At 56.1% G+C, this 23,646-nt stretch carries 24 protein-coding genes and 1 pseudogene; 14 read left to right on the top strand and 11 right to left on the bottom strand.

Features of this window, described 5'->3' with window-relative positions; translation table 11 throughout:
• Positions 1-3: 3 nt before the first annotated feature.
• A complete protein-coding gene (locus G6Q29_RS02500) occupies positions 4-582 on the bottom strand; it encodes a CoA pyrophosphatase (RefSeq protein WP_032671651.1) in 579 nt (192 codons plus the stop codon).
• The gene (pabB, locus tag G6Q29_RS02495; RefSeq protein WP_165464396.1) at positions 579-1,913 is read right to left on the bottom strand and encodes an aminodeoxychorismate synthase component 1; all 1,335 of its coding nucleotides are present in this window, start codon (positions 1,911-1,913) and stop codon (positions 579-581) included. Before pabB ends, G6Q29_RS02500 begins: the two co-directional genes overlap by 4 nt.
• Positions 1,914-1,974: 61 nt before the next feature.
• On the opposite strand from pabB, the gene G6Q29_RS02490 reads away from it, so the two are divergent.
• Positions 1,975-2,157, top strand: a complete 183-nt coding sequence (locus G6Q29_RS02490; protein ID WP_003859925.1) for a YoaH family protein — start codon at positions 1,975-1,977, stop codon at positions 2,155-2,157.
• Between the two features lie 5 nt (positions 2,158-2,162).
• Here the strand turns inward: G6Q29_RS02490 and G6Q29_RS02485 are convergent, their stop codons facing one another.
• Complete coding sequence (locus tag G6Q29_RS02485) at positions 2,163-2,507, bottom strand: RidA family protein (RefSeq protein WP_003859927.1); 345 nt, start codon at positions 2,505-2,507, stop codon at positions 2,163-2,165.
• 133 nt (positions 2,508-2,640) lie between these two features.
• On the opposite strand from G6Q29_RS02485, the gene G6Q29_RS02480 reads away from it, so the two are divergent.
• The 5 genes from G6Q29_RS02480 (at position 2,641) to rnd (ending at position 9,020) form a co-directional block, all read left to right on the top strand.
• A complete protein-coding gene (locus G6Q29_RS02480) occupies positions 2,641-4,551 on the top strand; it encodes an ATP-dependent DNA helicase (protein WP_023303884.1) in 1,911 nt (636 codons plus the stop codon).
• 66 nt (positions 4,552-4,617) lie between these two features.
• The gene (tsaB, locus tag G6Q29_RS02475; RefSeq protein WP_165464395.1) at positions 4,618-5,313 is read left to right on the top strand and encodes a tRNA (adenosine(37)-N6)-threonylcarbamoyltransferase complex dimerization subunit type 1 TsaB; all 696 of its coding nucleotides are present in this window, start codon (positions 4,618-4,620) and stop codon (positions 5,311-5,313) included.
• A gap of 37 nt (positions 5,314-5,350) precedes the next feature.
• Positions 5,351-5,932, top strand: a complete 582-nt coding sequence (locus G6Q29_RS02470; protein WP_165464394.1) for a Slp family lipoprotein — start codon at positions 5,351-5,353, stop codon at positions 5,930-5,932.
• Between the two features lie 203 nt (positions 5,933-6,135).
• Positions 6,136-7,821 (top strand): long-chain-fatty-acid--CoA ligase FadD, encoded by a 1,686-nt coding sequence (fadD, locus tag G6Q29_RS02465; protein WP_165464393.1) that lies wholly within the window; start codon positions 6,136-6,138, stop codon positions 7,819-7,821.
• Between the two features lie 83 nt (positions 7,822-7,904).
• Complete coding sequence (gene rnd / locus G6Q29_RS02460; RefSeq protein ID WP_165464637.1) at positions 7,905-9,020, top strand: ribonuclease D; 1,116 nt, start codon at positions 7,905-7,907, stop codon at positions 9,018-9,020.
• Positions 9,021-9,095: 75 nt separating this feature from the next.
• Here rnd and minE read toward each other — a convergent pair whose 3' ends face one another.
• Genes minE through minC form a run of 3 tightly spaced genes read right to left on the bottom strand, consistent with a single transcriptional unit; the run spans position 9,096 to position 10,908 of the window.
• Entirely contained in the window at positions 9,096-9,362 is a 267-nt protein-coding gene (gene minE, locus G6Q29_RS02455) for a cell division topological specificity factor MinE (protein WP_003859937.1), read from the bottom strand.
• A gap of 3 nt (positions 9,363-9,365) precedes the next feature.
• A complete protein-coding gene (gene minD, locus G6Q29_RS02450) occupies positions 9,366-10,178 on the bottom strand; it encodes a septum site-determining protein MinD (protein ID WP_003859938.1) in 813 nt (270 codons plus the stop codon).
• A 22-nt stretch (positions 10,179-10,200) separates the two neighbouring features.
• On the bottom strand, positions 10,201-10,908 hold the full coding sequence (gene minC, locus G6Q29_RS02445; RefSeq protein ID WP_165464392.1) for a septum site-determining protein MinC: 708 nt from the start codon (positions 10,906-10,908) through the stop codon (positions 10,201-10,203).
• Between the two features lie 123 nt (positions 10,909-11,031).
• On the opposite strand from minC, the gene G6Q29_RS02440 reads away from it, so the two are divergent.
• The 3 genes from G6Q29_RS02440 to G6Q29_RS02430 all read left to right on the top strand — a co-directional run bounded on the left by G6Q29_RS02440 (position 11,032) and on the right by G6Q29_RS02430 (position 12,548).
• A complete protein-coding gene (locus tag G6Q29_RS02440) occupies positions 11,032-11,307 on the top strand; it encodes a YcgL domain-containing protein (RefSeq protein WP_165464391.1) in 276 nt (91 codons plus the stop codon).
• A 47-nt stretch (positions 11,308-11,354) separates the two neighbouring features.
• Positions 11,355-12,014, top strand: a complete 660-nt coding sequence (locus G6Q29_RS02435; protein WP_165464390.1) for a fumarylacetoacetate hydrolase family protein — start codon at positions 11,355-11,357, stop codon at positions 12,012-12,014.
• Positions 12,015-12,107: 93 nt separating this feature from the next.
• The gene (locus G6Q29_RS02430) at positions 12,108-12,548 is read left to right on the top strand and encodes a YcgN family cysteine cluster protein (protein ID WP_165464389.1); all 441 of its coding nucleotides are present in this window, start codon (positions 12,108-12,110) and stop codon (positions 12,546-12,548) included.
• Positions 12,549-12,703: 155 nt separating this feature from the next.
• On the opposite strand, the gene dsbB is transcribed toward G6Q29_RS02430, so the two are convergent.
• Together dsbB and nhaB are read right to left on the bottom strand one after the other, a co-directional pair.
• Positions 12,704-13,234 carry a disulfide bond formation protein DsbB gene (gene dsbB / locus G6Q29_RS02425; protein WP_165464388.1) on the bottom strand — a complete coding sequence of 177 codons (531 nt, stop codon included), beginning with the start codon at positions 13,232-13,234 and terminating at the stop codon, positions 12,704-12,706.
• A gap of 46 nt (positions 13,235-13,280) precedes the next feature.
• On the bottom strand, positions 13,281-14,819 hold the full coding sequence (gene nhaB, locus G6Q29_RS02420; protein WP_165464387.1) for a Na(+)/H(+) antiporter NhaB: 1,539 nt from the start codon (positions 14,817-14,819) through the stop codon (positions 13,281-13,283).
• Between the two features lie 202 nt (positions 14,820-15,021).
• Here nhaB and fadR point away from each other — a divergent pair, with 202 nt between their 5' ends.
• On the top strand, positions 15,022-15,741 hold the full coding sequence (fadR, locus tag G6Q29_RS02415) for a fatty acid metabolism transcriptional regulator FadR (protein ID WP_015570315.1): 720 nt from the start codon (positions 15,022-15,024) through the stop codon (positions 15,739-15,741).
• A 108-nt stretch (positions 15,742-15,849) separates the two neighbouring features.
• Here the strand turns inward: fadR and G6Q29_RS02410 are convergent, their stop codons facing one another.
• Positions 15,850-17,382, bottom strand: a complete 1,533-nt coding sequence (locus G6Q29_RS02410) for a SpoVR family protein (protein ID WP_032619532.1) — start codon at positions 17,380-17,382, stop codon at positions 15,850-15,852.
• Between the two features lie 321 nt (positions 17,383-17,703).
• On the opposite strand from G6Q29_RS02410, the gene G6Q29_RS02405 reads away from it, so the two are divergent.
• The 3 genes and pseudogenes from G6Q29_RS02405 to G6Q29_RS21850 form a co-directional block, all read left to right on the top strand.
• Complete coding sequence (locus G6Q29_RS02405; protein ID WP_165464386.1) at positions 17,704-19,002, top strand: D-amino acid dehydrogenase; 1,299 nt, start codon at positions 17,704-17,706, stop codon at positions 19,000-19,002.
• Between the two features lie 9 nt (positions 19,003-19,011).
• The gene (gene dadX, locus G6Q29_RS02400) at positions 19,012-20,082 is read left to right on the top strand and encodes a catabolic alanine racemase DadX (RefSeq protein WP_165464385.1); all 1,071 of its coding nucleotides are present in this window, start codon (positions 19,012-19,014) and stop codon (positions 20,080-20,082) included.
• Positions 20,043-20,243, top strand: a pseudogene (locus G6Q29_RS21850) (hypothetical protein); the annotation flags it as partial. The gene dadX and the pseudogene G6Q29_RS21850, both read left to right, overlap by 40 nt.
• Here the strand turns inward: G6Q29_RS21850 and G6Q29_RS02395 are convergent.
• Together G6Q29_RS02395 and ldcA are read right to left on the bottom strand one after the other, a co-directional pair.
• Positions 20,181-21,914: a potassium/proton antiporter gene (locus tag G6Q29_RS02395; RefSeq protein ID WP_165464384.1), complete on the bottom strand. Its 1,734-nt coding sequence runs from the start codon at positions 21,912-21,914 to the stop codon at positions 20,181-20,183. The pseudogene G6Q29_RS21850 and the gene G6Q29_RS02395 sit on opposite strands and share 63 nt — an antisense overlap.
• 97 nt (positions 21,915-22,011) lie before the next feature.
• Entirely contained in the window at positions 22,012-22,926 is a 915-nt protein-coding gene (gene ldcA, locus G6Q29_RS02390; protein ID WP_165464383.1) for a muramoyltetrapeptide carboxypeptidase, read from the bottom strand.
• A 107-nt stretch (positions 22,927-23,033) separates the two neighbouring features.
• On the opposite strand from ldcA, the gene emtA reads away from it, so the two are divergent.
• Positions 23,034-23,645, top strand: a complete 612-nt coding sequence (gene emtA / locus G6Q29_RS02385) for a membrane-bound lytic murein transglycosylase EmtA (protein WP_017384310.1) — start codon at positions 23,034-23,036, stop codon at positions 23,643-23,645.
• Position 23,646 lies beyond the last annotated feature (1 nt).

The following is a 23,646-nucleotide window of genomic DNA, read 5'->3' as shown; positions in this document are numbered from 1 at the left end:
TAGTCAAGGCTTCAGGCCGATTTGCAGGGCCAGCTCACGAATGATGCCTGCCGTCATGCCCCAGACAAAATAATGCTGATACCACGACAGCCAGACCCGATGATCGTGTCCGCGGCGGTGAATATCCAGCGGGTGATAGCGGCCCAGACGAAGGGCCTCTTCCAGCGGCATTTCGAACACCGCTGAAACTTCATCGACGCTGGCGTGATACTGAAGATCGGGCGGAATAATGCCAACGACCGGCGTGACCTGAAAACCGGTTACGCTGTCCACTGGCGGCAGCACGCCGATCACCTCGACCGTCTCCGGGGGGATCGCCACTTCCTCATGCGCCTCGCGCAGCGCGGCGGCAATCAGGGATGCATCGGTGCTGTCCACCGCGCCGCCCGGGAACGCAACCTGACCGGCGTGTTTTCGCATATGCGGTGAGCGCTGGGTGAGCAACAGACCCGGCTGTTCACGACGCACGACCGGGATCAGCACCGCCGCCTGACGTTGATTCAGCGTGGCGCGGTTAACCTGGGGCCGCAGAAGCTGAAAGCGCGACAGAAAATCATCCAGCGTCAGGTTGTCTTTCTTCACCGTGATTTCTCCAGTTGTTTCAGGATTCGATTCACTTTATCAAAGGTTTCCTGATATTCCGCCTCGGCCTGACTGTCTGCCACAATGCCACCGCCCGCGGAACAGTAAAGGTTGCCGTCGCAGGCCGTCAGGGTGCGAATAGTGATGCTGGTATCCATGGTGCCGCACAGGCTCACATAGCCGATGCTGCCGCACCAGGCGTTGCGCCGATGCGGTTCCAGTTCGTCGATGATCTCCATCGCGCGGACCTTTGGCGCGCCGGTGATGGAGCCGCCCGGAAACGCGGCGCGGAGCAGGTCGCAGGCGGTTCGCGAGGCTGGCAGACGTGCGGTGATGGTGCTGACCAGATGATGCACCGCCGGGAATGGCTCCACGACGAACAGCTCCGGCACGCGCACGCTGCCCGGCTCGGCGACGCGGCCAATATCATTGCGCATCAGGTCGACAATCATCAGGTTTTCAGCGCGATCTTTCGGCGAGGCCGCCAGCTTCTCCGCCTGCTGGCGGTCGGCGTCGGCATCGGCAAGGCGCGGAAGGGTGCCCTTTATCGGACGGGTCTGCACAATACCGTCAGCCAGGTGAATAAAACGCTCAGGTGAAAGGCTGAGGATGACGCCGCGTTCGAGGCGTACAAATGCGCTGAACGGGGCTTTATTGCTGGCATTAAGGCGGGTAAACGCCTGCCACTCATCCCCCTGATACGTTGCCTGAAAACGCTGGGCAAGATTGACCTGATAACAGTCGCCGCTGTGCAGATATGCCTGCACGCGGGAGAATTTGTCCTCATACTCCGGCGCGGTCATATTCGAGCGCCAGCCGGAGGTCAGCATAAAGCGTTCCGAAACGGCGGGCCGTTGCGCCTCAAGCCAGGCCAGACGTGCCTGCACGTCACGGTGGCTCAGCAGAGAAACCGCTTTTTTCTGGTGATCCACAATCAATGCCCAGTCATACAGCCCTACCGCCATATCCGGCAGCGGTATATCCGCCTGCGCATGCTCAGGCAGCGTTTCGAAACGGCGACCCAGATCATAACCAAACAGGCCCAGCGCGCCTCCCTGGAAAGGCAGGTCCGGATCCGGTGTGGCAGATAAGCCCAGGGCATGGATTTCCTTTTGAAGCTGCATCAGCGGATCGTCCGTTGACGACAGGCCATCGGTTGTCAGCGTTTTTACCGGATCGGCCACCAGAATATCAAAGCGGCTGTAGGGGTGATCCGCATGACCAGAATGCAGCAGCATAGCGAAAGGAAGATGGCTCAGACGGGCAAACCAGAATTCGGCGGCGTCTGCACGCCAGGGTAAGGTTATAACAGTGGGGAAGCGCATGTTCATGTGTGGCATACTACCGGGCAGCGTGAAATAATTAGCGCGAATAATTTAGCAGGAGTTAACGATGTTTGCAGGTTTACCTTCTCTCAGCCATGACCAACAGCAGAAAGCCGTTGAACGTATTCAGGAGCTGATGTCCCAGGGGATGAGCAGCGGACAGGCAATTTCCCAGGTCGCGGAAGAACTTCGCGCCACCCATACCGGCGAGCGGATCGTGGCGCGCTTTGAGGATGAAGATGAAGAATAACGGGCTTACACAGCCGCGATAATCTTGATCTCGACCTTATATTCCGGTTTCATCAGCGTGGCCTGTACGGTGCAGCGTACAGGCGCGTGGCCCGCCACGACCCATGCATCCCAGGCTTTATTCATCGCCGCAAAATCGTCTTTATTCGCCAGAAAAATCGTCGCATCCAGAATGCGGGATTTATCGCTGCCCTGTTTTTCCAGTACGGCGTCGATCTGCGCCAGGGTGTTCGCCGTCTGCTCGAAGGCATCGGCGTCCAGATTGGCAGGGACGCCGGTGTAGTACAGCGTCTGGTTGTGGATCACCACATCAGACCAGCGGGCTTCGGCATCAATGCGCGTAATTGTCATAAACGTATCCTCGTTATCTTTCGTCGTCAGGCGGCAAGACTGCCATAATGTTCCGCCGTCGTCACTATTTGGGGTGGCACCGGAGAGAAGGGGCTGACATAATCCCTGTGCAAAAATACAGTGAGAGAACACCGTGGCAGACGATTTTTCCCCAGAAGGCCAATTAGCACAGGCTATTCCCGGCTTTAAACCGCGCGAACCCCAGCGTCAGATGGCGCATGCCGTTGCGCACGCGATCGACAAGGCTCAGCCGCTGGTGGTCGAGGCCGGCACCGGCACGGGGAAAACCTATGCATACCTTGCTCCGGCGCTGCGGGCGAAAAAGAAGGTCATTATCTCCACCGGTTCAAAAGCGCTACAGGATCAGCTCTACAGCCGCGATTTGCCCACCGTGGCGAAAGCGCTGAAATACAAGGGCCGACTGGCGCTGCTGAAAGGCCGCTCTAACTATCTCTGCCTGGAGCGACTCGAACAGCAGGCACTGGCGGGTGGCGATCTGCCGGTACAAACCCTGAGCGATGTGATCGTTCTGCGCGCCTGGGCCAACCAGACGGAGGAGGGGGACATCAGCACCTGCGCGAGCGTGCCGGAAGACTCCCCGGCCTGGCCGCTGGTGACCAGCACAAACGACAACTGCCTCGGCAGCGACTGCCCGCTGTATAAAGACTGTTTTGTGGTGAAAGCGCGTAAAACCGCGATGGACGCCGACGTGGTGGTGGTGAACCATCACCTGTTCCTTGCGGATATGGTGGTCAAGGACAGCGGATTCGGCGAGCTGATCCCGGAGGCGGAAGTGATGATCTTCGATGAAGCCCATCAGCTACCGGACATCGCCAGCCAGTATTTTGGCCAGTCGCTCTCCAGCCGCCAGCTTCAGGATCTGGCGAAAGATATTACCATTGCCTATCGCACTGAGCTTAAAGATACCCAGCAGTTGCAGAAGTGCGCGGATCGCCTGGCACAATGCGCACAGGATTTCCGCTTACAGCTTGGCGAACCAGGCTATCGCGGCAACCTGCGCGAACTGCTCGCAGACAAAAATATTCAGCGCGCGCTGCTGCTGCTCGATGATGCCCTTGAACTCTGTTACGACGTGGCGAAGCTTTCGCTCGGACGATCAGCGCTGCTGGACGCCGCCTTTGAGCGTGCCACGCTCTATCGTGGACGGCTGAAACGGCTTAAAGAGATCAACCAGCCGGGTTACAGCTACTGGTACGAATGTACCTCGCGCCACTTCACCCTGGCGCTCACGCCGCTGACCGTTGCCGATAAATTCAAAGAGGTGATGGCGCAAAAGCCCGGCACCTGGGTCTTTACCTCGGCCACGCTGTCGGTCAATGACGATCTGCATCATTTTACCGAACGTCTTGGCATTGAGCAGGCTGAATCACTGCTTCTGCCCAGCCCGTTCGATTATGAGAAACAGGCTCTGCTCTGCGTGCCGCGCAATCTGCCGTTGCCCAATCAGCCGGGGGCGGCGCGCCATCTGGCGGCCATGCTGAAGCCGATGATCGAGGCCAACAACGGACGCTGCTTTATGCTCTGTACTTCTCACGCCATGATGCGCGATCTGGCCGAACAGTTCCGCGCCACCATGACGCTGCCAGTCCTGTTACAGGGGGAAACGAGTAAAGGGCAACTGCTCCAGCAGTTTGTCAGCGCCGGTAATGCCCTGCTTGTGGCGACCAGTAGCTTCTGGGAAGGGGTGGACGTTCGCGGCGATACGCTCTCGCTGGTGATTATCGATAAGCTGCCGTTCACATCGCCGGACGATCCGCTGCTGAAAGCGCGTATGGAGGATTGCCGCCTGCGCGGAGGCGATCCGTTTGACGACGTTCAGCTACCGGACGCGGTCATTACCCTTAAACAGGGAGTAGGGCGTCTGATCCGCGACGTCACCGACCGCGGTGTGCTGGTCATTTGCGACAATCGTCTGGTGATGCGCCCTTATGGCGCCACGTTCCTCGCCAGCCTGCCCCCCGCGCCGCGCACGCGGGATATTAAACGTGCTGTCCGTTTCCTGGCGAACCCAACGGCGGAGTAATTCTCCCCGGAGTATGTTAAGATGCGCGCCATTTTGTGACTGACCATTGCGAGAGCGCGACGACTGATGCGAATTCTGGCTATTGATACCGCGACAGAGGCCTGTTCCGTTGCCCTGTGGAACGACGGTACTATTTTTGCTCATTTCGAAGAGTGCCCACGGGAACACACCCAACGTATTCTGCCCCTGGTAAAAACCATTTTAACCGAGGGCAACACCGCCCTGACTGACCTCGACGCGCTGGCCTACGGCCGTGGCCCGGGCAGCTTTACGGGCGTACGTATCGGGATTGGCATTGCGCAGGGGCTGGCGCTGGGCGCTGGCCTGCCGATGATCGGCGTCTCAACGCTTGCGACCATGGCTCAGGGCGCCTGGCGCATGACCGGCGCCACCCGCGTGCTGGCAGCGATTGATGCCCGCATGGGGGAAGTCTACTGGGCGGAGTACACCCGTGACGAAAACGGCGTCTGGCACGGCGAAGAGACGGAAGCAGTGCTTAAACCTGAAGCCGTCACCGAGCGCCTGAAACAGCTCTCCGGTGAGTGGGCGACGGTCGGAACCGGCTGGCCGGCATGGCCTGAGATGGCGAAGGACACCGGCCTGACGCTGGTGGACGGTAACATGCTCCTGCCTGCCGCTGAAGATATGCTGCCGATTGCCTGTCAGCTGCTTACCGCAGGAAAAACCGTGGCGGTTGAACACGCTGAACCGGTTTATTTACGAAACACCGTCGCGTGGAAGAAACTTCCTGGCCGCGAGTGAATCTCAGTAACAGGAACTGAGAATAAGGAGTCGCATCATGGCGGTTCAGACTAAAGTTGTACGCTTTATTATGGCAGGCGCGGTTGCCATAGCACTGAGCGGGTGCGTCACCGTTCCTGATGCGATCAAGGGCACCAGCCCGACGCCACAGCAGGATCTGGTACGCGTGATGAATGCCCCGGAGCTGTATGTCGGGCAGGAAGCGCGGTTTGGCGGCAAGGTGGTTGAAGTGATAAACCAGCAGGGTAAAACCCGGCTGGAGATTGCCACTGTCCCGCTGGACGCCGGCGCGCGGCCTGTTCTGGGTGAAGCCTCGCGCGGACGGATATACGCTGACGTCAGCGGCTTCCTCGATCCGGTAGATTTCCGCGGGCAGCTGGTGACCGTCGTTGGGCCGATTACCGGTTCGGTAGCGGGCAAAATAGGCAATACGCCATACAAATTTATGACCATGCAGGCGAACGGCTACAAACGCTGGCGTATCGCCCAGCAGGTGGTGATGCCGCCACAGCCTATCGATCCGTGGATGTGGGGTCCGCATCCGTATCGTTACGGCTACGGTGGCTGGGGTTGGTACAATCCAGGCCCTGCACAGGTTCAAACAATCGTAACTGAGTAAGTTACTGTTATTGTTAGGAAAGAGACAGCGGCTCAGCCGCTGTCTCTGTTTTTTTACGGATAAAACGAAAAAAAAGAGTGACGCGCTTCGCAACCTGCAATCTGAACAATTAATAAACTGGTACGCTGAGTTAATATAATGTTAACAAACTGTTTATTATCGGGGCTGTGATGACGACGAACACTCATTTCAGAGGTGATGCATTGAAAAAGGTTTGGCTTAACCGTTATCCCGCGGATGTGCCTGCGGAGATCAATCCTGACCGTTATCAATCCCTGATTGAATTATTTGAACACTCGGTACGGCGCTACGCTGATCGGCCCGCATTTGTGAATATGGGCGAAGTGATGACCTTCCGTAAGCTGGAAGAGCGCAGCCGGGCGTTTGCGGCCTACTTACAGGAAGGGTTGGGCTTGCAGAAAGGTGATCGCGTCGCGCTGATGATGCCAAACCTGCTGCAATACCCGGTGGCGCTGTTCGGGATCCTCAGGGCAGGGATGATCGTGGTTAATGTCAACCCGCTCTATACCCCGCGCGAGCTGGAACATCAGTTGAATGACAGCGGGGCGGCGGCGATTGTGATCGTCTCCAACTTTGCCCACACGCTGGAAAAGGTTGTTGAAAGAACCCAGGTTAAACACGTCATCCTGACGCGCATGGGCGATCAGCTCTCTACCGCAAAAGGTACGCTGGTCAACTTTGTCGTTAAATACGTTAAGCGACTGGTGCCGAAATACCACCTGCCGGATGCTATCTCATTCCGCCGCGCGCTTCATGCGGGCTACCGGATGCAGTACGTGAAGCCGGAGATCGTGTCCGAAGATCTGGCGTTCCTGCAATACACCGGCGGCACAACCGGCGTGGCAAAAGGGGCGATGCTGACCCATCGAAATATGCTGGCGAACCTCGAACAGGTCAATGCAACTTACGGGCCGCTGCTGCACCCGGGCAAAGAGCTGGTGATCACCGCGCTTCCGCTGTATCACATTTTTGCGCTGACCATGAACTGCTTGTTGTTTATTGAGCTTGGCGGTCAGAACGTACTGATTACTAACCCGCGTGATATCCCGGGGCTGGTCAAAGAGCTGGCGAAATATCCGTTTACCGCCATGACCGGCGTGAACACCCTGTTTAACGCCCTGCTCAATAATAAAGAGTTTCAACAGCTCGATTTCTCCACGTTGCACCTCTCGGCGGGCGGCGGGATGCCGGTTCAGCAGGCGGTTGCCGAGCGCTGGGTGAAGCTCACCGGGCAGTATCTGCTGGAGGGCTATGGTCTGACGGAGTGCGCCCCGCTGGTCAGCGTCAACCCGCATGACATCGACTACCACAGCGGCAGTATCGGGCTGCCGGTCCCGTCGACGGAAGCCAAACTGGTGGATGACGAGGATAACGAAGTGCCTCACGGTGAGCCAGGGGAGCTATGCGTCAGAGGACCGCAGGTGATGCTGGGCTACTGGCAGCGCCCGGATGCCACGGATGAGATCATCAAAGACGGCTGGCTGCACACGGGCGATATCGCGGTGATGGACGATGAAGGCTTCCTGCGCATCGTGGATCGTAAGAAAGATATGATCCTGGTGTCAGGGTTCAACGTCTACCCGAACGAAATCGAAGACGTAGTGATGCAGCACAGCGGCGTACTGGAAGTGGCGGCGGTGGGCGTTCCTTCCGGCAGCAGCGGGGAAGCGGTGAAGATATTTGTGGTCAAAAAAGATCCTTCTCTTACCGAGGATACGCTGATAACGTTTTGTCGCCGTCAGCTGACGGGCTATAAAGTACCAAAGCTGGTGGAATTCCGCGATGAGCTGCCGAAATCCAACGTCGGGAAGATATTACGACGAGAATTACGTGACGAAGCCCGTGCCAAAGTGGACAATAAGGCCTGAGCTTCACGTTAATCGCCCAGACGCCGGTTAAGCCGGCGTTTTTTATGGGCGCAAACAAAAGAGAGTCCGATTTGAATTACCAGATGATCACTACCAACGACGAGCTGGCTTCGCTGTGCGAGGTGACGCGTGAATTTCCCGCTATCGCTCTGGATACGGAATTTGTCCGCACCCGAACGTACTATCCGCAGCTGGGTCTGATTCAGATGTATGACGGCAAACACGTGTCGTTGATTGACCCTCTGGGCATTACCGACTGGGCACCAATGCGCGAGCTGTTGCTTGATACCGCCGTGACCAAATATCTGCACGCGGGAAGTGAAGATCTGGAAGTATTTCTCAATACTTTTGGCATCATGCCGCAACCCCTCATTGATACTCAGATCCTCGCGGCGTTCAGTGGTCGTCCGCTCTCCTGGGGCTTTGCGGCGATGGTGGAAGAGTACACCGGTCTGACGTTGGATAAGAGCGAATCGCGTACCGACTGGCTCGCGCGCCCGCTAACTGCGCGTCAGCTTGACTATGCCGCGGCAGACGTCTTCTACCTGCTGCCGATTGCCGGACAGCTCATGAAAGAAGCAGAGGCTTCAGGCTGGCTGTCTGCGGCACTGGACGAGTGCCGCATGACGCAACAGCGTCGTCAGGAAGTGGTTGATCCGAGAGAGGCCTGGCGTGACATCACTAACGCCTGGCAGCTGCGCACTCGCCAACTGGCCTGTCTGCAATTGCTGGCTGACTGGCGTCTGCGTAAAGCGCGTGAGCGCGATCTCGCGGTTAACTTCGTAGTGCGTGAAGAACACCTGTGGGCGGTGGCACGCTATATGCCGGGTAGCCTTGGTGAACTGGACAGCATTGGCCTTTCCGGAAGTGAAATCCGCTTCCACGGCAAAACGCTGCTCGCGCTGGTGGAGAAAGCCCAACAGCTTCCGGAAGAGGCTCTGCCAGAGCCGCTGCTTAACCTGATGGACATGCCGGGCTACCGTAAAGCGTTTAAAGACATCAAAGCGCTGGTGCAGACGGTGGCGAGTGAAAGCAACCTGAGTGCCGAACTGCTGGCTTCACGTCGTCAGATTAACCAGCTGCTGAACTGGCACTGGAAGTTGAAACCGCAAAATGGTTTACCGGAACTGGTCGCCGGATGGCGGGGGGAACTGATGGCCGAACGCCTGAATACCCTGCTGGAAGGGTATCCACGATAACAAATATGCCGGGCACTTACCCGGCATATTCCCCCGGCGGCGCTGCGCTTACCGGGGCTACGAACCGTAAACGGATTAACGCGATTCTTCCGCTTCCGGAAGCGTCACGTTCAGCTCCAGAATCGAAATATCTCCGTCTTTTTGCTCCAGTTGAACGGTGACCATTTCCGGGTCAATCTGCACGTATTTGCAGATCACTTCGAGAATGTCTTTGCGCAACTGCGGCAGGTAGTGCGGTTCTGCGTCGCTACGGCGACGTTCCGCCACGATGATTTGCAGACGTTCTTTTGCGATGTTGGCGGTGCTTTTTTTCCGCGAGAGAAAAAAGTCCAGTAATGCCATAACTTATCCTCCGAACAGGCGTTTGAGGAAACCTTTCTTCTCTTCTTCAATGAAGCGGAAAGGACGTTCTTCTCCCAGCAGACGGTCAACGGTATCCGCATACGCTTTCCCCGCGTCTGCCTGTGTATCCAGGATCACGGGCTCGCCCTGGTTAGATGCGCGCAATACGGACTGATCTTCCGGGATGACGCCAACCAGTTTGATGCGCAGGATCTCAAGCACGTCTTCCATGCTCAGCATGTCACCTTTATTCACGCGGCCCGGGTTATAGCGGGTCAGCAGAAGGTGCTCTTTGATTGGCTCCTGGCCATTTTCCGCGCGACGGGATTTCGAGGCCAAAATACCAAGAATACGGTCGGAGTCACGTACAGACGAGACTTCCGGGTTCGTGGTGATGATGGCTTCATCCGCGAAGTAGAGCGCCATCAGCGCGCCGGTTTCGATACCGGCCGGAGAGTCGCAGACCACGAAGTCGAACTCCATCTTTTTCAGATCGTCGAGCACCTTTTCGACGCCTTCACGGGTCAGTGCATCTTTATCACGGGTCTGGGACGCCGGAAGAATGTAGAGGTTCTCGGTACGTTTATCTTTAATCAGCGCCTGGTTAAGGGTGGCATCGCCCTGAATGACGTTCACGAAGTCATACACCACGCGACGCTCACATCCCATGATCAGGTCCAGGTTACGCAGACCAATATCGAAGTCAATTACGACGGTTTTCTTTCCCTTCTGGGCCAAACCAGTAGCGATGGCCGCGCTGGAGGTGGTCTTGCCAACGCCTCCTTTACCCGAAGTCACAACAATAATGCGTGCCATAGAAATTCCTTGTTAAAAGGGATCAATTTAACGGTTGAACGGTCAAAGCGTTATCTGCCAGTTGCAGACGAGCCGCTTTGCCATAAAATTCGGCTGGGATTTTATCGCTCAGCCAATATTCACCTGCGATAGACACCAGTTCTGCCGTCAGATGAGTACAAAAAATTTGTGCTTCTCGATCGCCGCTGGCGCCCGCAAGCGCGCGCCCACGCATCATACCGTAAACGTGAATATTGCCATCTGCAATCAGTTCCGCGCCCGCACTGACGTGGCTTGTAACAATCAGATCACAGTTTGGCGCATAAATGCGCTGACCGGAACGAACCGGCAGATCAATCAATCGCGTTTTTGTGACTGGGGTTACATTTTGCGCCGGAGGCGGGGGAACGGGAACGGTTGCAGGCGTTGCACGTGGGGCTTTTTCTTTGCCCTCGTTTAACAAGGGTAAACCCGCACGTTCAATTTCGTCTTTTAACTCTGCGTCTTTGCACCCGCTAATGCCCACGATGCGCAACCCCGTGGAGACGACGGCCTGCTGGAGCCGTTTCCAGTTAACCGGCCCTTCAAGGTCGCTCACATTGACGACGACAGGAGCATGCTTAAGAAAAGCGGGAGCCTGCGCGATTTTGTCTTCTAACGCCTGACGAATAACCTCGGGTTTTGCATCATGCAAATGAACCACTGATAAGGTGAAGCTACTGCCTTTAAGCTCGATGGGCGTATTTGACATCCTGGCCTTACTCAATTTGCTATTAACCGCAACATATCGCCGCGATATTCCGAAGAGTATCAGGCATGTTATAGTCAGGAGTATATTGAGGCAAGCAACCACCCATTAATTCAGAGTAAAAACATGTTTTGTGTGATCTACAGAAGTACCCACCGCGACCAGACTTACCTTTATGTCGAAAAGAAAGACGATTTTTCCCGCGTGCCTGAAGAATTAATGAAAAGCTTTGGCCGGCCGCAGCTGGCGATGCTGCTGCCGCTGGACGGTCGTAAAAAGCTGGTGAACGCCGATCTGGAGAAAGTCAAAAAGGCGTTAAGCGAGCAGGGCTATTATTTACAGCTTCCGCCGCCACCGGAGAATTTATTAAAACAGCATCTTGAGGTGAGCGGAAAGAAATAAGTCCGGGTCCATCCGGGAACAACTCATCAACCGATTAGGGGTCTACCATGTATCAACATCATAACTGGCAAGGTGCATTACTGGATTATCCCGTCAGCAAAGTGGTCTGCGTGGGCAGCAACTATGCAAAACATATTCAGGAGATGGGCAGCGCCGTGCCGGAAGAGCCGGTTCTGTTTATTAAGCCAGAAACCGCACTGTGCGATATTCGCCAGCCGCTGGTTCTGCCGCAGGGACTGGGCTCGGTGCATCATGAAGTGGAGCTGGCGGTGCTGATCGGCGCGACGCTGCGCCAGGCGACCGAGGAGCATGTAGAGAAAGCGATTGCGGGTTACGGTGTCGCGCTTGACCTGACGCTGCGCGATGTACAGGGCAAAATGAAGAAAGCGGGGCAGCCGTGGGAAAAAGCGAAGGGCTTTGATAATTCGTGCCCGATTTCCGGTTTCGTTCCGGTGAGTGACTTTAACGACGATCCGCAGAACACGCCGCTCAGCCTGAAGGTCAACGGCGAGATCCGTCAGCAGGGGACTACCGCTGACATGATCCATAAGATCGTTCCGCTGATTGCCTACATGAGCCGCTTCTTCACCCTGAAACCCGGTGACGTGATCCTTACCGGCACCCCGGAAGGTGTGGGGCCGCTGCACAGTGGCGACGAGCTGGACGTCAGTTTTAACGGCCTGTCGCTGAAAACCCGCGTGCTGTAAAAGTACCTTGCCGCCTCAAAAGGGCGGCAAAACTTGCATCAACGTGCCAGACTCGTTATAAGGTGCGCTCTATTTTGACGTGTGGACATCCCGATGAACGACATTCCTTTCTGGCAAAGCAAAACGCTCGACGACATGACCGACGCGGAGTGGGAATCGTTGTGTGACGGCTGCGGGCAGTGCTGCCTGCATAAGCTGATGGATGAAGATTCGGACGAGATCTATTTCACCAACGTTGCCTGCAAGCAGTTAAACATCAAAACCTGCCAGTGCCGCAACTATGAGCGCCGTTTCGAATATGAGCCGGACTGCATCAAGTTAACCCGTGAAAATCTGCCGACCTTTGAGTGGCTGCCGCATACCTGCGCGTATCGCCTGCTGGCGGAAGGGAAAGATCTGCCCACATGGCATCCGCTGTTGACGGGGTCGAAAGCGGCGATGCACGGCGAACGTATTTCCGTGCGCCACATTGCGGTGAAAGAGTCCGAGGTGCTGGACTGGGAAGACCATATTATGAATCACCCAAATCGGTGATAATAAAAAACCCGCCTCATGAACTACACACCCATCGGTTGGTTTAGTGTCCAACTTTAAGGGGTCAGTTCACTCGGCGGGTTTTTATTGTGCGCAATTTAGTCGGGTGGCGCTGCGCTTACCCGACCTACAAAACTGACGTTGCCGTTTTGCTTTTATCTTCCAAAAAGATCGCGTTTCTTTGGTTTGAACGGCTGGGCAATCAGCACCAGCAGTGCCACCACAAAGTAGGCGACAAAAATGCCCACCAGCCACTGCGGCATCTCTAGCGACAGGAATTCCCACTGGCGTACAGAGCAGTCACCGGAGGCCACAAACACCTGCGGCAGCCATTTATCCAGCGGCAGCCAGCTCGGGAAGCGGGCGGCAAAATCGCAGGTCATAAACGGCGATGGGTGAAGCTGCATCTGGGTGTGCTCCCAGGCAAGCGCAATTCCTTTTCCGGCGCTGTACAGCCAGATGGCAATTGCCGCATAGCGTAACGGTGATTTGGGTGCAATTGCACCTACCAGACCCGCGCCCATAATGCCGAACAGCGCACAACGCTCATAAATACACAGTACGCAAGGTTTCAACCCCATCACATGCTGAAACCACAGCGCGACCATTTCCAGCGCAAAGGCGGTCAGGGCCATCAACAACCACGCTCCGCGACCGCGTGAGCACTGGTTCAAAAATCGCAACATAATCATTTCCCTGGAACATGCTTAGACAGCGCAGTGTAAACGAATTTTAATGCGCCGCAAGTATACCTGCTTGCAACAACCATTGCGTACAGGGAACGAGAGTAATTTTGATGCACAGCAAACCCACCAGGGTAAGCATCAGCGTATACGGCAGCGCCATCCAGACCATTCTTCCATAAGAAAGTCGTATGAGTGGCGCCAGCGCCGAGGTCAGCAGGAAGAGGAATGCCGCCTGACCGTTCGGGGTTGCCACGGAGGGGAGGTTGGTTCCGGTGTTGATCGCCACCGCCAGCAGCTCGAACTGTTCACTGCTGACAATCCCTTGCTCCATCGCGGCTTTGGCCTCATTGATGTATACCGTCCCGACAAAGACGTTATCGGATATAGAGGACAACAGACCGTTAAACAAATAGAACAGCGTAAGCTGCGAATCGGGCGTAGCCTGAAGCACAAAGGCGATGATCGGCGCGAACAGATGTTGGTCAATAATCACTGCCACGACGGCGAAAAACACCGCCAGCAGGGCGGTAAAGGGCAGCGCTTCGGTAAAGGCCTTACCGATAGCATGTTCGTCCGTAACGCCGCTCAGGCTGGTTGCCAGAATAATTACCGACAGGCCAATCAGCCCCACCTCGGCAAGGTGGAGAGCCAGCGCAGCGATAAGCCACACGCCGATCAACCCCTGTGCTATCAGGCGGAGGGTCTCCTGGCGCGTGCGTTGTTTGCGGCTCTGCTCGTCAAACTTATGCAGCTCCTGGCGGACCGGATCGGGCAACTTAGCACCATAGCCAAAGAGGTTGAATTTTTCGAGCAGCACACAGGTTGCTAACCCGCAGAGCAGCACGGGCACGCTGACCGGCGCCATGCGCAGGAAAAATTCGCCAAAATGCCACTCAGCCGCTTTGGCGATAATCAGGTTTTGCGGCTCACCGACCATGGTCATCACGCCGCCCAGCGCCGTCCCCACGCCCGCATGCATCATCAGGCTACGCAGAAACGCGCGGAACTGCTCGAGCACATCGCGGTTGTGCGCCTCAACGTGGCTGTCGTCCTGCAAGTTATCGCCAGGACGAGACGAGGCCACCCGGTGATAAATCCCGTAAAAGCCGACGGCGACGCTGATCACCACCGCCACGACCGTCAGCGCATCCAGGAAAGCTGACAGGAAGGCTGCGGCGAGACAAAACGCCAGCGAGAGCAGCGTTTTCGATGGAATGCTCAGCAGCAAACGGGTGAAGATAAACAGCAGAAGTTGCTTCATGAAGTAGATCCCTGCCACCATGAAGATCAGCAGCAGCAGGACTTCGAGATTCGACGCAATCTCGTTTTTAACATGCTCCGCGCTGGTCATTCCCACGATCACGGCTTCCAGCGCCAGTAGCCCGCCGGGCAATAGCGGATAGCACTTCAGCGCCATCGCCAGGGTAAAGATAAACTCGGCGACCAGCAGCCACCCGGCACTGAAGGGATCCAGCAAAAAGATAACGGGATTAACGATCAGGAATACCAGTAGAGTGAGTTTGTACCAGTCCGGTGACTGGCCTAAAAAGTTGCGCCAAAGTGCGCGCCCAAATGAAATTTCCACGACAGACGTCCTTTCCCCGTCAAATAAGACAAGACATCAGTATACGCAAAAATGGCGACGGAGAGGGGGATAAAGCCCTTTTGTAAATTTCATAAAAATGAAACGGCGATCCCTCTTTTCTGTCTCTGCTGCGCTATCTGCCTCTGCGCGCCTCTGGTATGATGAGTGCAATTTGCTAAAGCTGTGTAATGGAAATCTCACTATGGTCATTAAGGCGCAGAGCCCGGCGGGTTTCGCGGAAGAGTACATCATTGAAAGCATCTGGAATAATCGTTTCCCTGCGGGATCAATTCTACCTGCTGAACGCGAACTCTCTGAACTGATTGGCGTCACCCGTACCACGCTGCGAGAAGTGCTCCAGCGTCTGGCGCGCGATGGCTGGTTGACGATACAGCATGGCAAACCCACTAAAGTGAACAACTTCTGGGAAACATCCGGGCTGAATATTCTTGAAACGCTGGCGCGTCTCGATCACGAAAGCGTACCGCAGTTGATTGATAATCTGCTTTCCGTGCGCACCAACATTGCCACCATTTTCATCCGCACCGCGTTTCGTCAGCACCCTGAAGATGCGCTGAAAGTGCTCGCCACCGCCAATGAGGTGGAAGACCACGCGGATGCCTTTGCGACCCTGGATTACAACGTCTTCCGCGGTCTGGCGTTTGCTTCCGGCAATCCGGTTTACGGTCTGATCCTGAATGGGATGAAAGGGTTATATACGCGCATTGGTCGTCACTACTTTGCTAACCCTGAAGCCCGCAGCCTGGCGCTCGGCTTCTACCATAAGCTGAGCAAACTCTGCACTGAAGGGCTGCACGATCAGGTCTATGAAACGGTGCGTCGTTACGGCCACGACTCCGGTGAAATCTGGCACCGGATGCAGAAAACCCTGCCGGGTGATTTAGCGATTCAGAGTCGCTGAAATAAAAAACCTCTCGTACGAGAGGTTTTTTTTCGTCCGGTGGCGCTTCGCTTACAGGCCCTGCAAAACCCGTAGGCCGGGTACGGCGTAGCCGCAACCCGGCAAAAACTACAGCGTATTCAACCGCGCCGGACACCGCTCCAGCAGTTCCACGCTGCCATCTTCGTTTTGCTGCTCCAGCAATACGTCGAATCCCCACAGGCGATGCACATGCTTTAGCACTTCCTTACGCCCCTTATCCAGCGGCGCGCGGTTGTGCGGGATATAGCGCAGCGTCAGAGAGCGATCGCCGCGCAGATCCACGTTCCAGACCTGTATGTTCGGTTCAAGATTGCTGAGGTTGTACTGGGATGACAGACGCGAACGGATCTCGCGATAACCCTCCTCGTTGTGGATCGCGGAGATTTCCAGGTAGTTGTTGCGATCATCATCCAGTACGGTGAAGAAGCGGAAATCACGCATGATTTTCGGCGACATGAACTGGCTGATAAAGCTCTCATCCTTAAAATCACGCATTGCGAAGTGCAGCGTTTCCAGCCAGTCGGAACCGGCAATATCCGGGAACCAGTATTTGTCCTCTTCGGTGGGCGACTGACAAATACGCTTGATATCCTGGAACATGGCAAAACCAAGCGCGTACGGGTTAATGCCGCTGTACCACGGGCTGTTATATGCTGGCTGGAAAACCACGTTGGTGTGGCTGTGCAGAAACTCCATCATAAACCGTTCGGTGACTTTTCCTTCGTCGTACAGATGGTTAAGAATGGTGTAGTGCCAGAAGGTCGCCCAGCCTTCGTTCATCACCTGCGTCTGCTTCTGTGGATAGAAATACTGGCTTACTTTGCGCACGATTCGCAGGATCTCACGCTGCCACGGCTCCAGCAGCGGGGCGTTTTTCTCCATAAAGTACAGCAGGTTTTCCTGCGGCTCGGAAGGGTAGCGACGCGCCTCGGCGACGGTTTTCTCCTCTTCACGTTTTGGCAGGGTGCGCCACAGCATATTCACCTGGCTTTGCAGATACTCCTCGCGGCTTTTCTGCCGGGCTTTTTCTTCCTGCAATGAGATCTTCTGCGGACGCTTATAGCGGTCAACGCCGTAGTTCATTAGCGCGTGGCAGGAGTCCAGCAGCTTCTCCACCTCGTCCACGCCGTAGCGCTCTTCGCAGTCGGTAATGTATTTGCGGGCGAAGATCAGATAATCGACGATGGAGCTGGCGTCCGTCCAGCTGCGGAACAGATAGTTATTTTTGAAGAATGAGTTATGTCCGTAGCAGGCGTGCGCCATCACCAGCGCCTGCATGGTAATGGTGTTCTCCTCCATCAGATAGGCGATACATGGGTTAGAGTTAATGACAATTTCATACGCCAGCCCCTGCTGCCCGTGTTTATAAAGCCGCTCTGTTTCAATAAATTTTTTGCCGAACGACCAGTGCGGATAGTTAATTGGCATCCCGACGCTGGAATATGCGTCCATCATCTGTTCCGAGGTGATGACTTCAATCTGGTGGGGGTAGGTATCCAGACGATAGAGTTTAGCCACCCGGTCGATCTCCGCCAGGTAGACATCCAGCAACTCGAAGGTCCAGTCGGGTCCATCGCTCAGACGGGTGCTGTCCCTGGACATGGAATCTAGTGTAGCCATTAGCGCGCCCTCGTTGTCGGTCGCTCTCTCTGACTGGAGAGCCTCCTTTCAAGCATAGATCACCCCATTCAAATACGCGGGGTGCAGAAATTTTTTCTTTGCGATTTCGCGTTTTCGATACGGCAAAAAAAGCGGTACCCACAGAATTTTCTACTGGTTAAAAATAACGCGCAGCAGGAGATCCCAAATAAGCGCTATCCCCTGATACAGCGGGGTATGTGAGTTGTGTCACCATAAAAAAGTCATATGTTGAATAATATTTTCAACTAGGTTATCAATCTGTAATTAGATGATTGTTCTTTTGCTCATAATGGAGTGGCTATGCGTGTTGTCATACTGGGAAGTGGTGTCGTTGGCGTAACCAGCGCCTGGTATTTAAGTCAGGCGGGACATGAGGTTACCGTTATCGATCGCGAATCCGGTCCGGCGCTGGAAACCAGTGCGGCGAATGCGGGGCAAATCTCCCCGGGCTACGCTGCACCGTGGGCGGCCCCGGGCGTTCCGCTGAAGGCAATTAAATGGATGTTTCAGCGGCATGCGCCCCTGGCGATAAGTCTCGACGGCACGCCGTTCCAGCTTAAGTGGATGTGGCAGATGCTGCGCAACTGCGACACCCGCCACTATATGGAAAACAAAGGGCGCATGGTACGCCTGGCGGAATACAGCCGCGATTGCCTGAAGGCGCTGCGAGCCTCAACGGGCATCGAATATGAAGGGCGCCAGGGCGGCACGCTTCAGCTGTTCCGTACCGCGCAACAATACGAAAATGCGACACGCGATATCGCCGTGCTTGAAGATGCGGGCGTACCGTATCAGCTGCTGGAGGCCAGCCAGCTGGCGCAGGTGGAACCCGCGCTTGCCGAGGTTGCGCATAAGCTGACGGGCGGTCTGCGTTTACCGAACGACGAAACCGGCGACTGCCAGCTTTTCACCCAACGTCTGGCGCGCATGTGTGAGCAGGCCGGGGTAAAATTCCGCTTCAACACCTCCGTCGACAAGCTGCTGTCGGAAGGCGAGAAGATTTACGGGGTGAAGTGTGGAGAAGAGGTGATTAAAGCCGATGCCTACGTGATGGCGTTCGGCTCCTACTCAACAGCGATGCTGAAGGGGATCCTGGATATCCCGGTCTATCCGCTGAAAGGCTACTCTCTGACCATTCCGGTGAAAGAAGACAACGGCGCGCCGGTCTCGACCATTCTTGATGAAACCTACAAAATCGCCATCACCCGCTTCGATAACCGGATCCGCGTTGGCGGCATGGCGGAGATCGTTGGCTTTAATACCGAGCTGCTCAAGCCGCGCCGTGAAACGCTGGAGATGGTCGTCGGCGATCTCTTCCCGCGCGGCGGCTTCATTGAGCAGGCAACGTTCTGGACCGGCCTGCGTCCAATGACCCCGGACGGCACGCCTATAGTAGGCCGTACGCCGTACAAAAATTTATGGACGAACACCGGTCACGGCACGCTCGGCTGGACCATGGCCTGCGGTTCGGGCCAGCTGCTGAGCGACCTGATTTCCGGGCGTACGCCGGCCATTCCGTTTGACGATTTGAGCGCCGCACGCTATCAATCAGGGTATACCCCATCGCGTCCACAGCATCTGCACGGCGCGCACAATTAAGGAGTTGTCATGTCCCGTCCTATTCTGGCCCAGCTGGATTTGCAGGCGCTGAAGGATAACCTGCAAATTGTTCGCCGTGCTGCGCCGGGTTCTCGTGTCTGGTCGGTGGTGAAAGCTAACGCCTACGGTCATGGTATCGACCGTATCTGGAGTGCGCTCGGCGCCACCGATGGTTTTGCCTTACTCAATCTGGAAGAGGCCATCCTGCTGCGCGAGCGCGGCTGGAAGGGCCCCATCCTGCTGCTGGAAGGATTCTTCCATGCGCAAGATTTGCCTCTGCTGGATAAGTATCGTCTGACGACCAGCGTGCACAGTAACTGGCAGATCAAGGCCATTCAGGACGCGAAGCTGCATGCCCCGCTGGATATCTATCTCAAAGTGAACAGCGGTATGAACCGTCTGGGCTTCCAGCCTGAGCGCGTGCATACGGTCTGGCAGCAGCTTCGTGCGCTGAAAAATGTTGGCGAGATGACGCTGATGGCACACTTCGCCGATGCGGAAAAGCCGGACGGCATTGCCGATGCCATGGTTCGCATTGAGCAGGCGGCAGAAGGACTGGAGTGTTCGCGCTCACTGTCGAACTCCGCGGCCACGCTCTGGCATCCTGAGGCGCACTACGACTGGGTGCGTCCGGGGATCGTTCTGTACGGCGCGTCACCCTCCGGGCAGTGGCAGGATATTGCTAACAGCGGTCTGAAGCCGGTGATGACCCTGCGCAGTGAGATCATTGGCGTACAGACGCTGAAAGCGGGCGATACGGTGGGCTATGGCAGCCGCTATCGGGCAGCGGGCGAGCAGCGTATCGGTATTGTGGCCGGGGGGTATGCAGACGGTTATCCGCGTATCGCCCCGAGCGGCACGCCGGTGTGGGTTGATGGCGTGCGCACGGGGACGGTAGGCACTGTTTCAATGGACATGTTGGCCATTGATTTAACGCCGTGTCCCCAGGCGGGGATCGGCTCACCGGTTGAGCTGTGGGGCAACGAGGTGAAAATTGATGACGTGGCGGCCGCAGCGGGTACCGTGGGGTATGAACTGATGTGCGCGCTGGCGCCAAGAGTGCCTGTTGTGACGGTGTAACACGTTTTGTGTCGGGTGATGCTAACGCTTACCCGACCTATAGTCTCGAAGGTTGTGTAGGCCGGGTAAGGCGAAGCCGCCACCCGGCAAAAAAGCAACTATTCCGCGTCCTCTTCCATCGGCCTTACGCCGACTTTGCGCACCGCGTTATCTTCTTTCTCCGCGACCGTCCAGATCATCCCGGCAAACTCCACCTGGTCACCAACCACCGGCGCAGCGCCTAATAATCTCTGAATAATCTCACCCAGTGTTTGCTGATTATCGCGATTCTCCAGCCCTCCTTCCAGCCCATAAATCAGCGCCACATCGGCAAAGCGGGCGCTGGCTTCAAGGATAAAATCGCCGAAGAAACGCTGATCGAGCGCTACCGGCGGCGACTGGCTGAACAGTTTGCCGAGGGCAGGCAGGTCGCGTTCGCGGCCAATCACGCAGAGGATATCATTCTCACGCAGCCGCGTGCTGCCGGTCGGGTGCAGCAGGGCGTTATCCCGGAACAGGGCGGCAATGCGCGTTTCAGCGGGCATATGCAGATCGCGAAGGGAAGCGCCCACGCACCACTTATCGGCGCTCAGCTGATAAACAAACTGCTCCCATGGATTCTCTGGGTGAATGTCCAGCCCCACGCGTGAGACGGGCCAGCCAACGGGCGGTACTACCACTTTGGCTTTTTTCGCCGCCCAGCCCAGCGACGTTCCCTGGAACAGCAGCGACACCAGCACCACGAAGAAGGCAACGTTAAAGAACAGGCGGGCGTTGTCCAGCCCGGCCATCATCGGGAACACTGCCAGAATAATCGGCACCGCGCCGCGCAGCCCCACCCAGCTGATAAATACCCGCTCGCGCAGGTTAAACCCGCGAAACGGCAGCAAACCGGCAAATACCGACAGCGGACGGGCGAAGAAGATCATCCACGCCGATAACAGCAGCGCAGGCACGGCGATGGGCAGCAGATCTGACGGCGTCACCAGCAGGCCCAGCACCAGGAACATAGCGATTTGCGCCAGCCAGGCCAGCCCGTCAAAGTTTTGCAGAATCGCGTAACGGTTACGGATCGGCCGGTTGCCCAGCAGGAAACCACAAAGGTAAACCGCCAGAATGCCGCTTCCGTCCAGCGCGGTGGTGACGGCGAAGATAAGAATGCCGCCGCTCAGGGCCAGCAGCGGGTAAAGGCCGGAGGGCAGTGTAATTCGGTTGATCGTATGCTGTAACAGGTAACCGCCGCCCAGACCAATGATAATCCCGAGGCCAAACTGCTGGAGAATGTGCCAGACAAACATCAGGCTCAGGCCGGTTTCATGCTGCTGGATCATCTCAATCAGGGTAATGGTCAGAAACACCGCCATCGGATCGTTACTGCCGGATTCAATCTCAAGCGTTGAGCCAACGCGTTCGTTCAGCCCCTTACCGCCGAGCAGCGAGAAAACCGCCGCCGCATCGGTAGAGCCGACAATTGCGCCAATCAGCAGGCCTTCCATAATATCGAGGTTAAACAGCCAGGCTGCCATCATACCGGTCAGGCCGGAGGTGATCAGCACGCCGACGGTCGCCAGAGACAGCGCCGGGCCTAAGGCAACCCGAAACGAACTTGCCTGGGTGCGCATACCACCGTCCAGCAAAATCACCGCCAGCGCGAGGTTACTTACCATATAGGCGAAAGGGTAGTTATCGAAGGGGATACCGCCGATACCGTCGATCCCGGCAAGCATGCCGATAGCCAGGAAAATGACAAGAATAGGTATGCCAAGACGCGATGAAAATGAACTTAATAAAATGCTGAAGGTTACCAGGATGGAACCCAAAATGAAAAGACTGATTATCGCTGTGGCACCCAATGTCGTCTTACTCCCACCTCAATGTAAACGCTGTTATTAAAACCCTAACATATTAACAACGCTCACTGCGTTTTATTGAGGGGGAATAACGGCTTTTTTATGCCTTTAAGACCGGATGACCGCTAATTATTAAACGGCTGCCTGACTTATCGTGTACAAGTTGCGCCCGGGCACCCAGCGGCAGCGTGACGGTTTGCTGTTCATGACCGAAATCGAGACCGGCGATCACCGGGATATCCAGCCGGGAACGAATGAAATCGACCATGGTTTCCAGCGTGTAGCCCGCATCGTAATCGTTAGGAGCTGAACCGCTAAAACTGCCCAGCACAATAGCCGACTGCCGATCCAGGATCCCGGCATGATACAGCTGTAATAGCATGCGTTCCACGCGGAACGGGTGTTCGTTGATATCTTCCAGCACCAGTATGCCGTCCTTTATCTGCGGCAGCCACGGCGTACCAATCAACGACACCAGCATTGCGAGGTTTCCGCCCCACAGCTGTCCTTCACATTCCCAGTGCGGTCCGTTGCCTTGCCACTCTATGGTGAACGTCGGGTTTCGCAGGGCGCGCCAGAAATGGTCCTGCGTAAAAGCATCCAGCTCGGGCGCACCAAAGTTACCGGCCAGCATCGGGCCGCTAAAGGTAATGACGTTATGCAACGCCAGCAGGCCGAGCTGGATCGCCGTGAAATCGCTGTGTCCGCAGATTAACAGCGGATCCTGCTGCTGGCGTGCGGCCAGCCCGGCCCAATCGATGCTCTCCAGCAGCCTGCTCGCGCCATAGCCGCCGCGCACGGCCAGCACAATGGTGTTTTCACCTTCCAGCGTCGCCAGGCTGTTGATATCGCTCAGTCTCTGCGCCTCCGTACCGGCAAAACGCTGCGTGCGGCGGGGGATAATTGTCTGATTTTCTACCTGATGGCCCATTTCCAGCAGGCGCTGAACGCCCCGCTGTGCCGCCTCCTGGTTGAGGCAGTAGCCCGACGGTGCGATGAGATGAAACTGAGGCATGGCAATTCCTTGCTGAATGAGAATCTAATTGCCTATATCATGCCGCTTATACGCCGCCTGCTTCAAGGGGCGACGTACCGCGATGACCGGCTATAAGGATAGATGACGTGAAATTGAGATGGTTTGCTTTTTTGATTGTGCTGCTCGCTGGCTGTAGTTCAAAACATGATTATCAAAATCCCCCCTGGAACCCTGAAGTGCCGGTGAAGCGGGCCATGCAGTGGATGCCGATCAGCGAACAAGCCGGGAAGGCCTGGGGCGTGAGCCCGCGCCTGATCACGGCGATCATCGCCGTGGAATCTGGCGGCAACCCGACGCTGGTGAGTAAATCGAATGCGGTGGGGCTGATGCAGTTAAAAGCCTCGACGGCGGGGAGAGAGGTCTATCGCTACATGGGCTGGAAGGGACAGCCTTCCACCAGCGAGCTGAAAAACCCGGAACGTAATATCTCTATGGGAACCGCTTATCTGAGCATTCTGGAGCATGGCATTCTGAAGGGGATTGACGATCCGGAAGTGATGCAATATGCGCTGGTGGTGTCGTACGTTAACGGGGCCGGCGCGCTGCTCCGAACGTTCTCATCCGATCGCAAAGAGGCGATAGAAGAGATTAACGATATGGATAAAGATGAATTCTTTGAGCACGTTGTAAAGAATCATCCGTCAGCACAGGCTCCACGTTATATCTGGAAAGTACAGAAAGCGATGGACGCTATGTAAC

Origin of the sequence: Enterobacter cloacae (assembly GCF_011078175.1) — a bacterium.
GTDB classification, from domain to species: Bacteria; Pseudomonadota; Gammaproteobacteria; order Enterobacterales; family Enterobacteriaceae; genus Enterobacter; species Enterobacter cloacae_Q.
Note: the sequence above shows the minus strand (reverse complement) of the source record. Positions and strands in the feature narration are given on the sequence as shown.

What these genes read in the sequence shown, in the direction of transcription:
- pabB (WP_165464396.1), bottom strand. Translation starts at nt 1,913, where the DNA reads ATGAACATGCGCTTCCCCACTGTTATAACCTTACCCTGGCGTGCAGAC.
- G6Q29_RS02490 (WP_003859925.1), top strand. Translation starts at nt 1,975, where the DNA reads ATGTTTGCAGGTTTACCTTCTCTCAGCCATGACCAACAGCAGAAAGCC.
- G6Q29_RS02485 (WP_003859927.1), bottom strand. Translation starts at nt 2,507, where the DNA reads ATGACAATTACGCGCATTGATGCCGAAGCCCGCTGGTCTGATGTGGTG.
- tsaB (WP_165464395.1), top strand. Translation starts at nt 4,618, where the DNA reads ATGCGAATTCTGGCTATTGATACCGCGACAGAGGCCTGTTCCGTTGCC.
- G6Q29_RS02470 (WP_165464394.1), top strand. Translation starts at nt 5,351, where the DNA reads ATGGCGGTTCAGACTAAAGTTGTACGCTTTATTATGGCAGGCGCGGTT.
- rnd (WP_165464637.1), top strand. Translation starts at nt 7,905, where the DNA reads ATGATCACTACCAACGACGAGCTGGCTTCGCTGTGCGAGGTGACGCGT.
- minE (WP_003859937.1), bottom strand. Translation starts at nt 9,362, where the DNA reads ATGGCATTACTGGACTTTTTTCTCTCGCGGAAAAAAAGCACCGCCAAC.
- minD (WP_003859938.1), bottom strand. Translation starts at nt 10,178, where the DNA reads ATGGCACGCATTATTGTTGTGACTTCGGGTAAAGGAGGCGTTGGCAAG.
- minC (WP_165464392.1), bottom strand. Translation starts at nt 10,908, where the DNA reads ATGTCAAATACGCCCATCGAGCTTAAAGGCAGTAGCTTCACCTTATCA.
- G6Q29_RS02440 (WP_165464391.1), top strand. Translation starts at nt 11,032, where the DNA reads ATGTTTTGTGTGATCTACAGAAGTACCCACCGCGACCAGACTTACCTT.
- G6Q29_RS02435 (WP_165464390.1), top strand. Translation starts at nt 11,355, where the DNA reads ATGTATCAACATCATAACTGGCAAGGTGCATTACTGGATTATCCCGTC.
- G6Q29_RS02430 (WP_165464389.1), top strand. Translation starts at nt 12,108, where the DNA reads ATGAACGACATTCCTTTCTGGCAAAGCAAAACGCTCGACGACATGACC.
- dsbB (WP_165464388.1), bottom strand. Translation starts at nt 13,234, where the DNA reads ATGTTGCGATTTTTGAACCAGTGCTCACGCGGTCGCGGAGCGTGGTTG.
- fadR (WP_015570315.1), top strand. Translation starts at nt 15,022, where the DNA reads ATGGTCATTAAGGCGCAGAGCCCGGCGGGTTTCGCGGAAGAGTACATC.
- G6Q29_RS02410 (WP_032619532.1), bottom strand. Translation starts at nt 17,382, where the DNA reads ATGGCTACACTAGATTCCATGTCCAGGGACAGCACCCGTCTGAGCGAT.
- G6Q29_RS02405 (WP_165464386.1), top strand. Translation starts at nt 17,704, where the DNA reads ATGCGTGTTGTCATACTGGGAAGTGGTGTCGTTGGCGTAACCAGCGCC.
- dadX (WP_165464385.1), top strand. Translation starts at nt 19,012, where the DNA reads ATGTCCCGTCCTATTCTGGCCCAGCTGGATTTGCAGGCGCTGAAGGAT.
- ldcA (WP_165464383.1), bottom strand. Translation starts at nt 22,926, where the DNA reads ATGCCTCAGTTTCATCTCATCGCACCGTCGGGCTACTGCCTCAACCAG.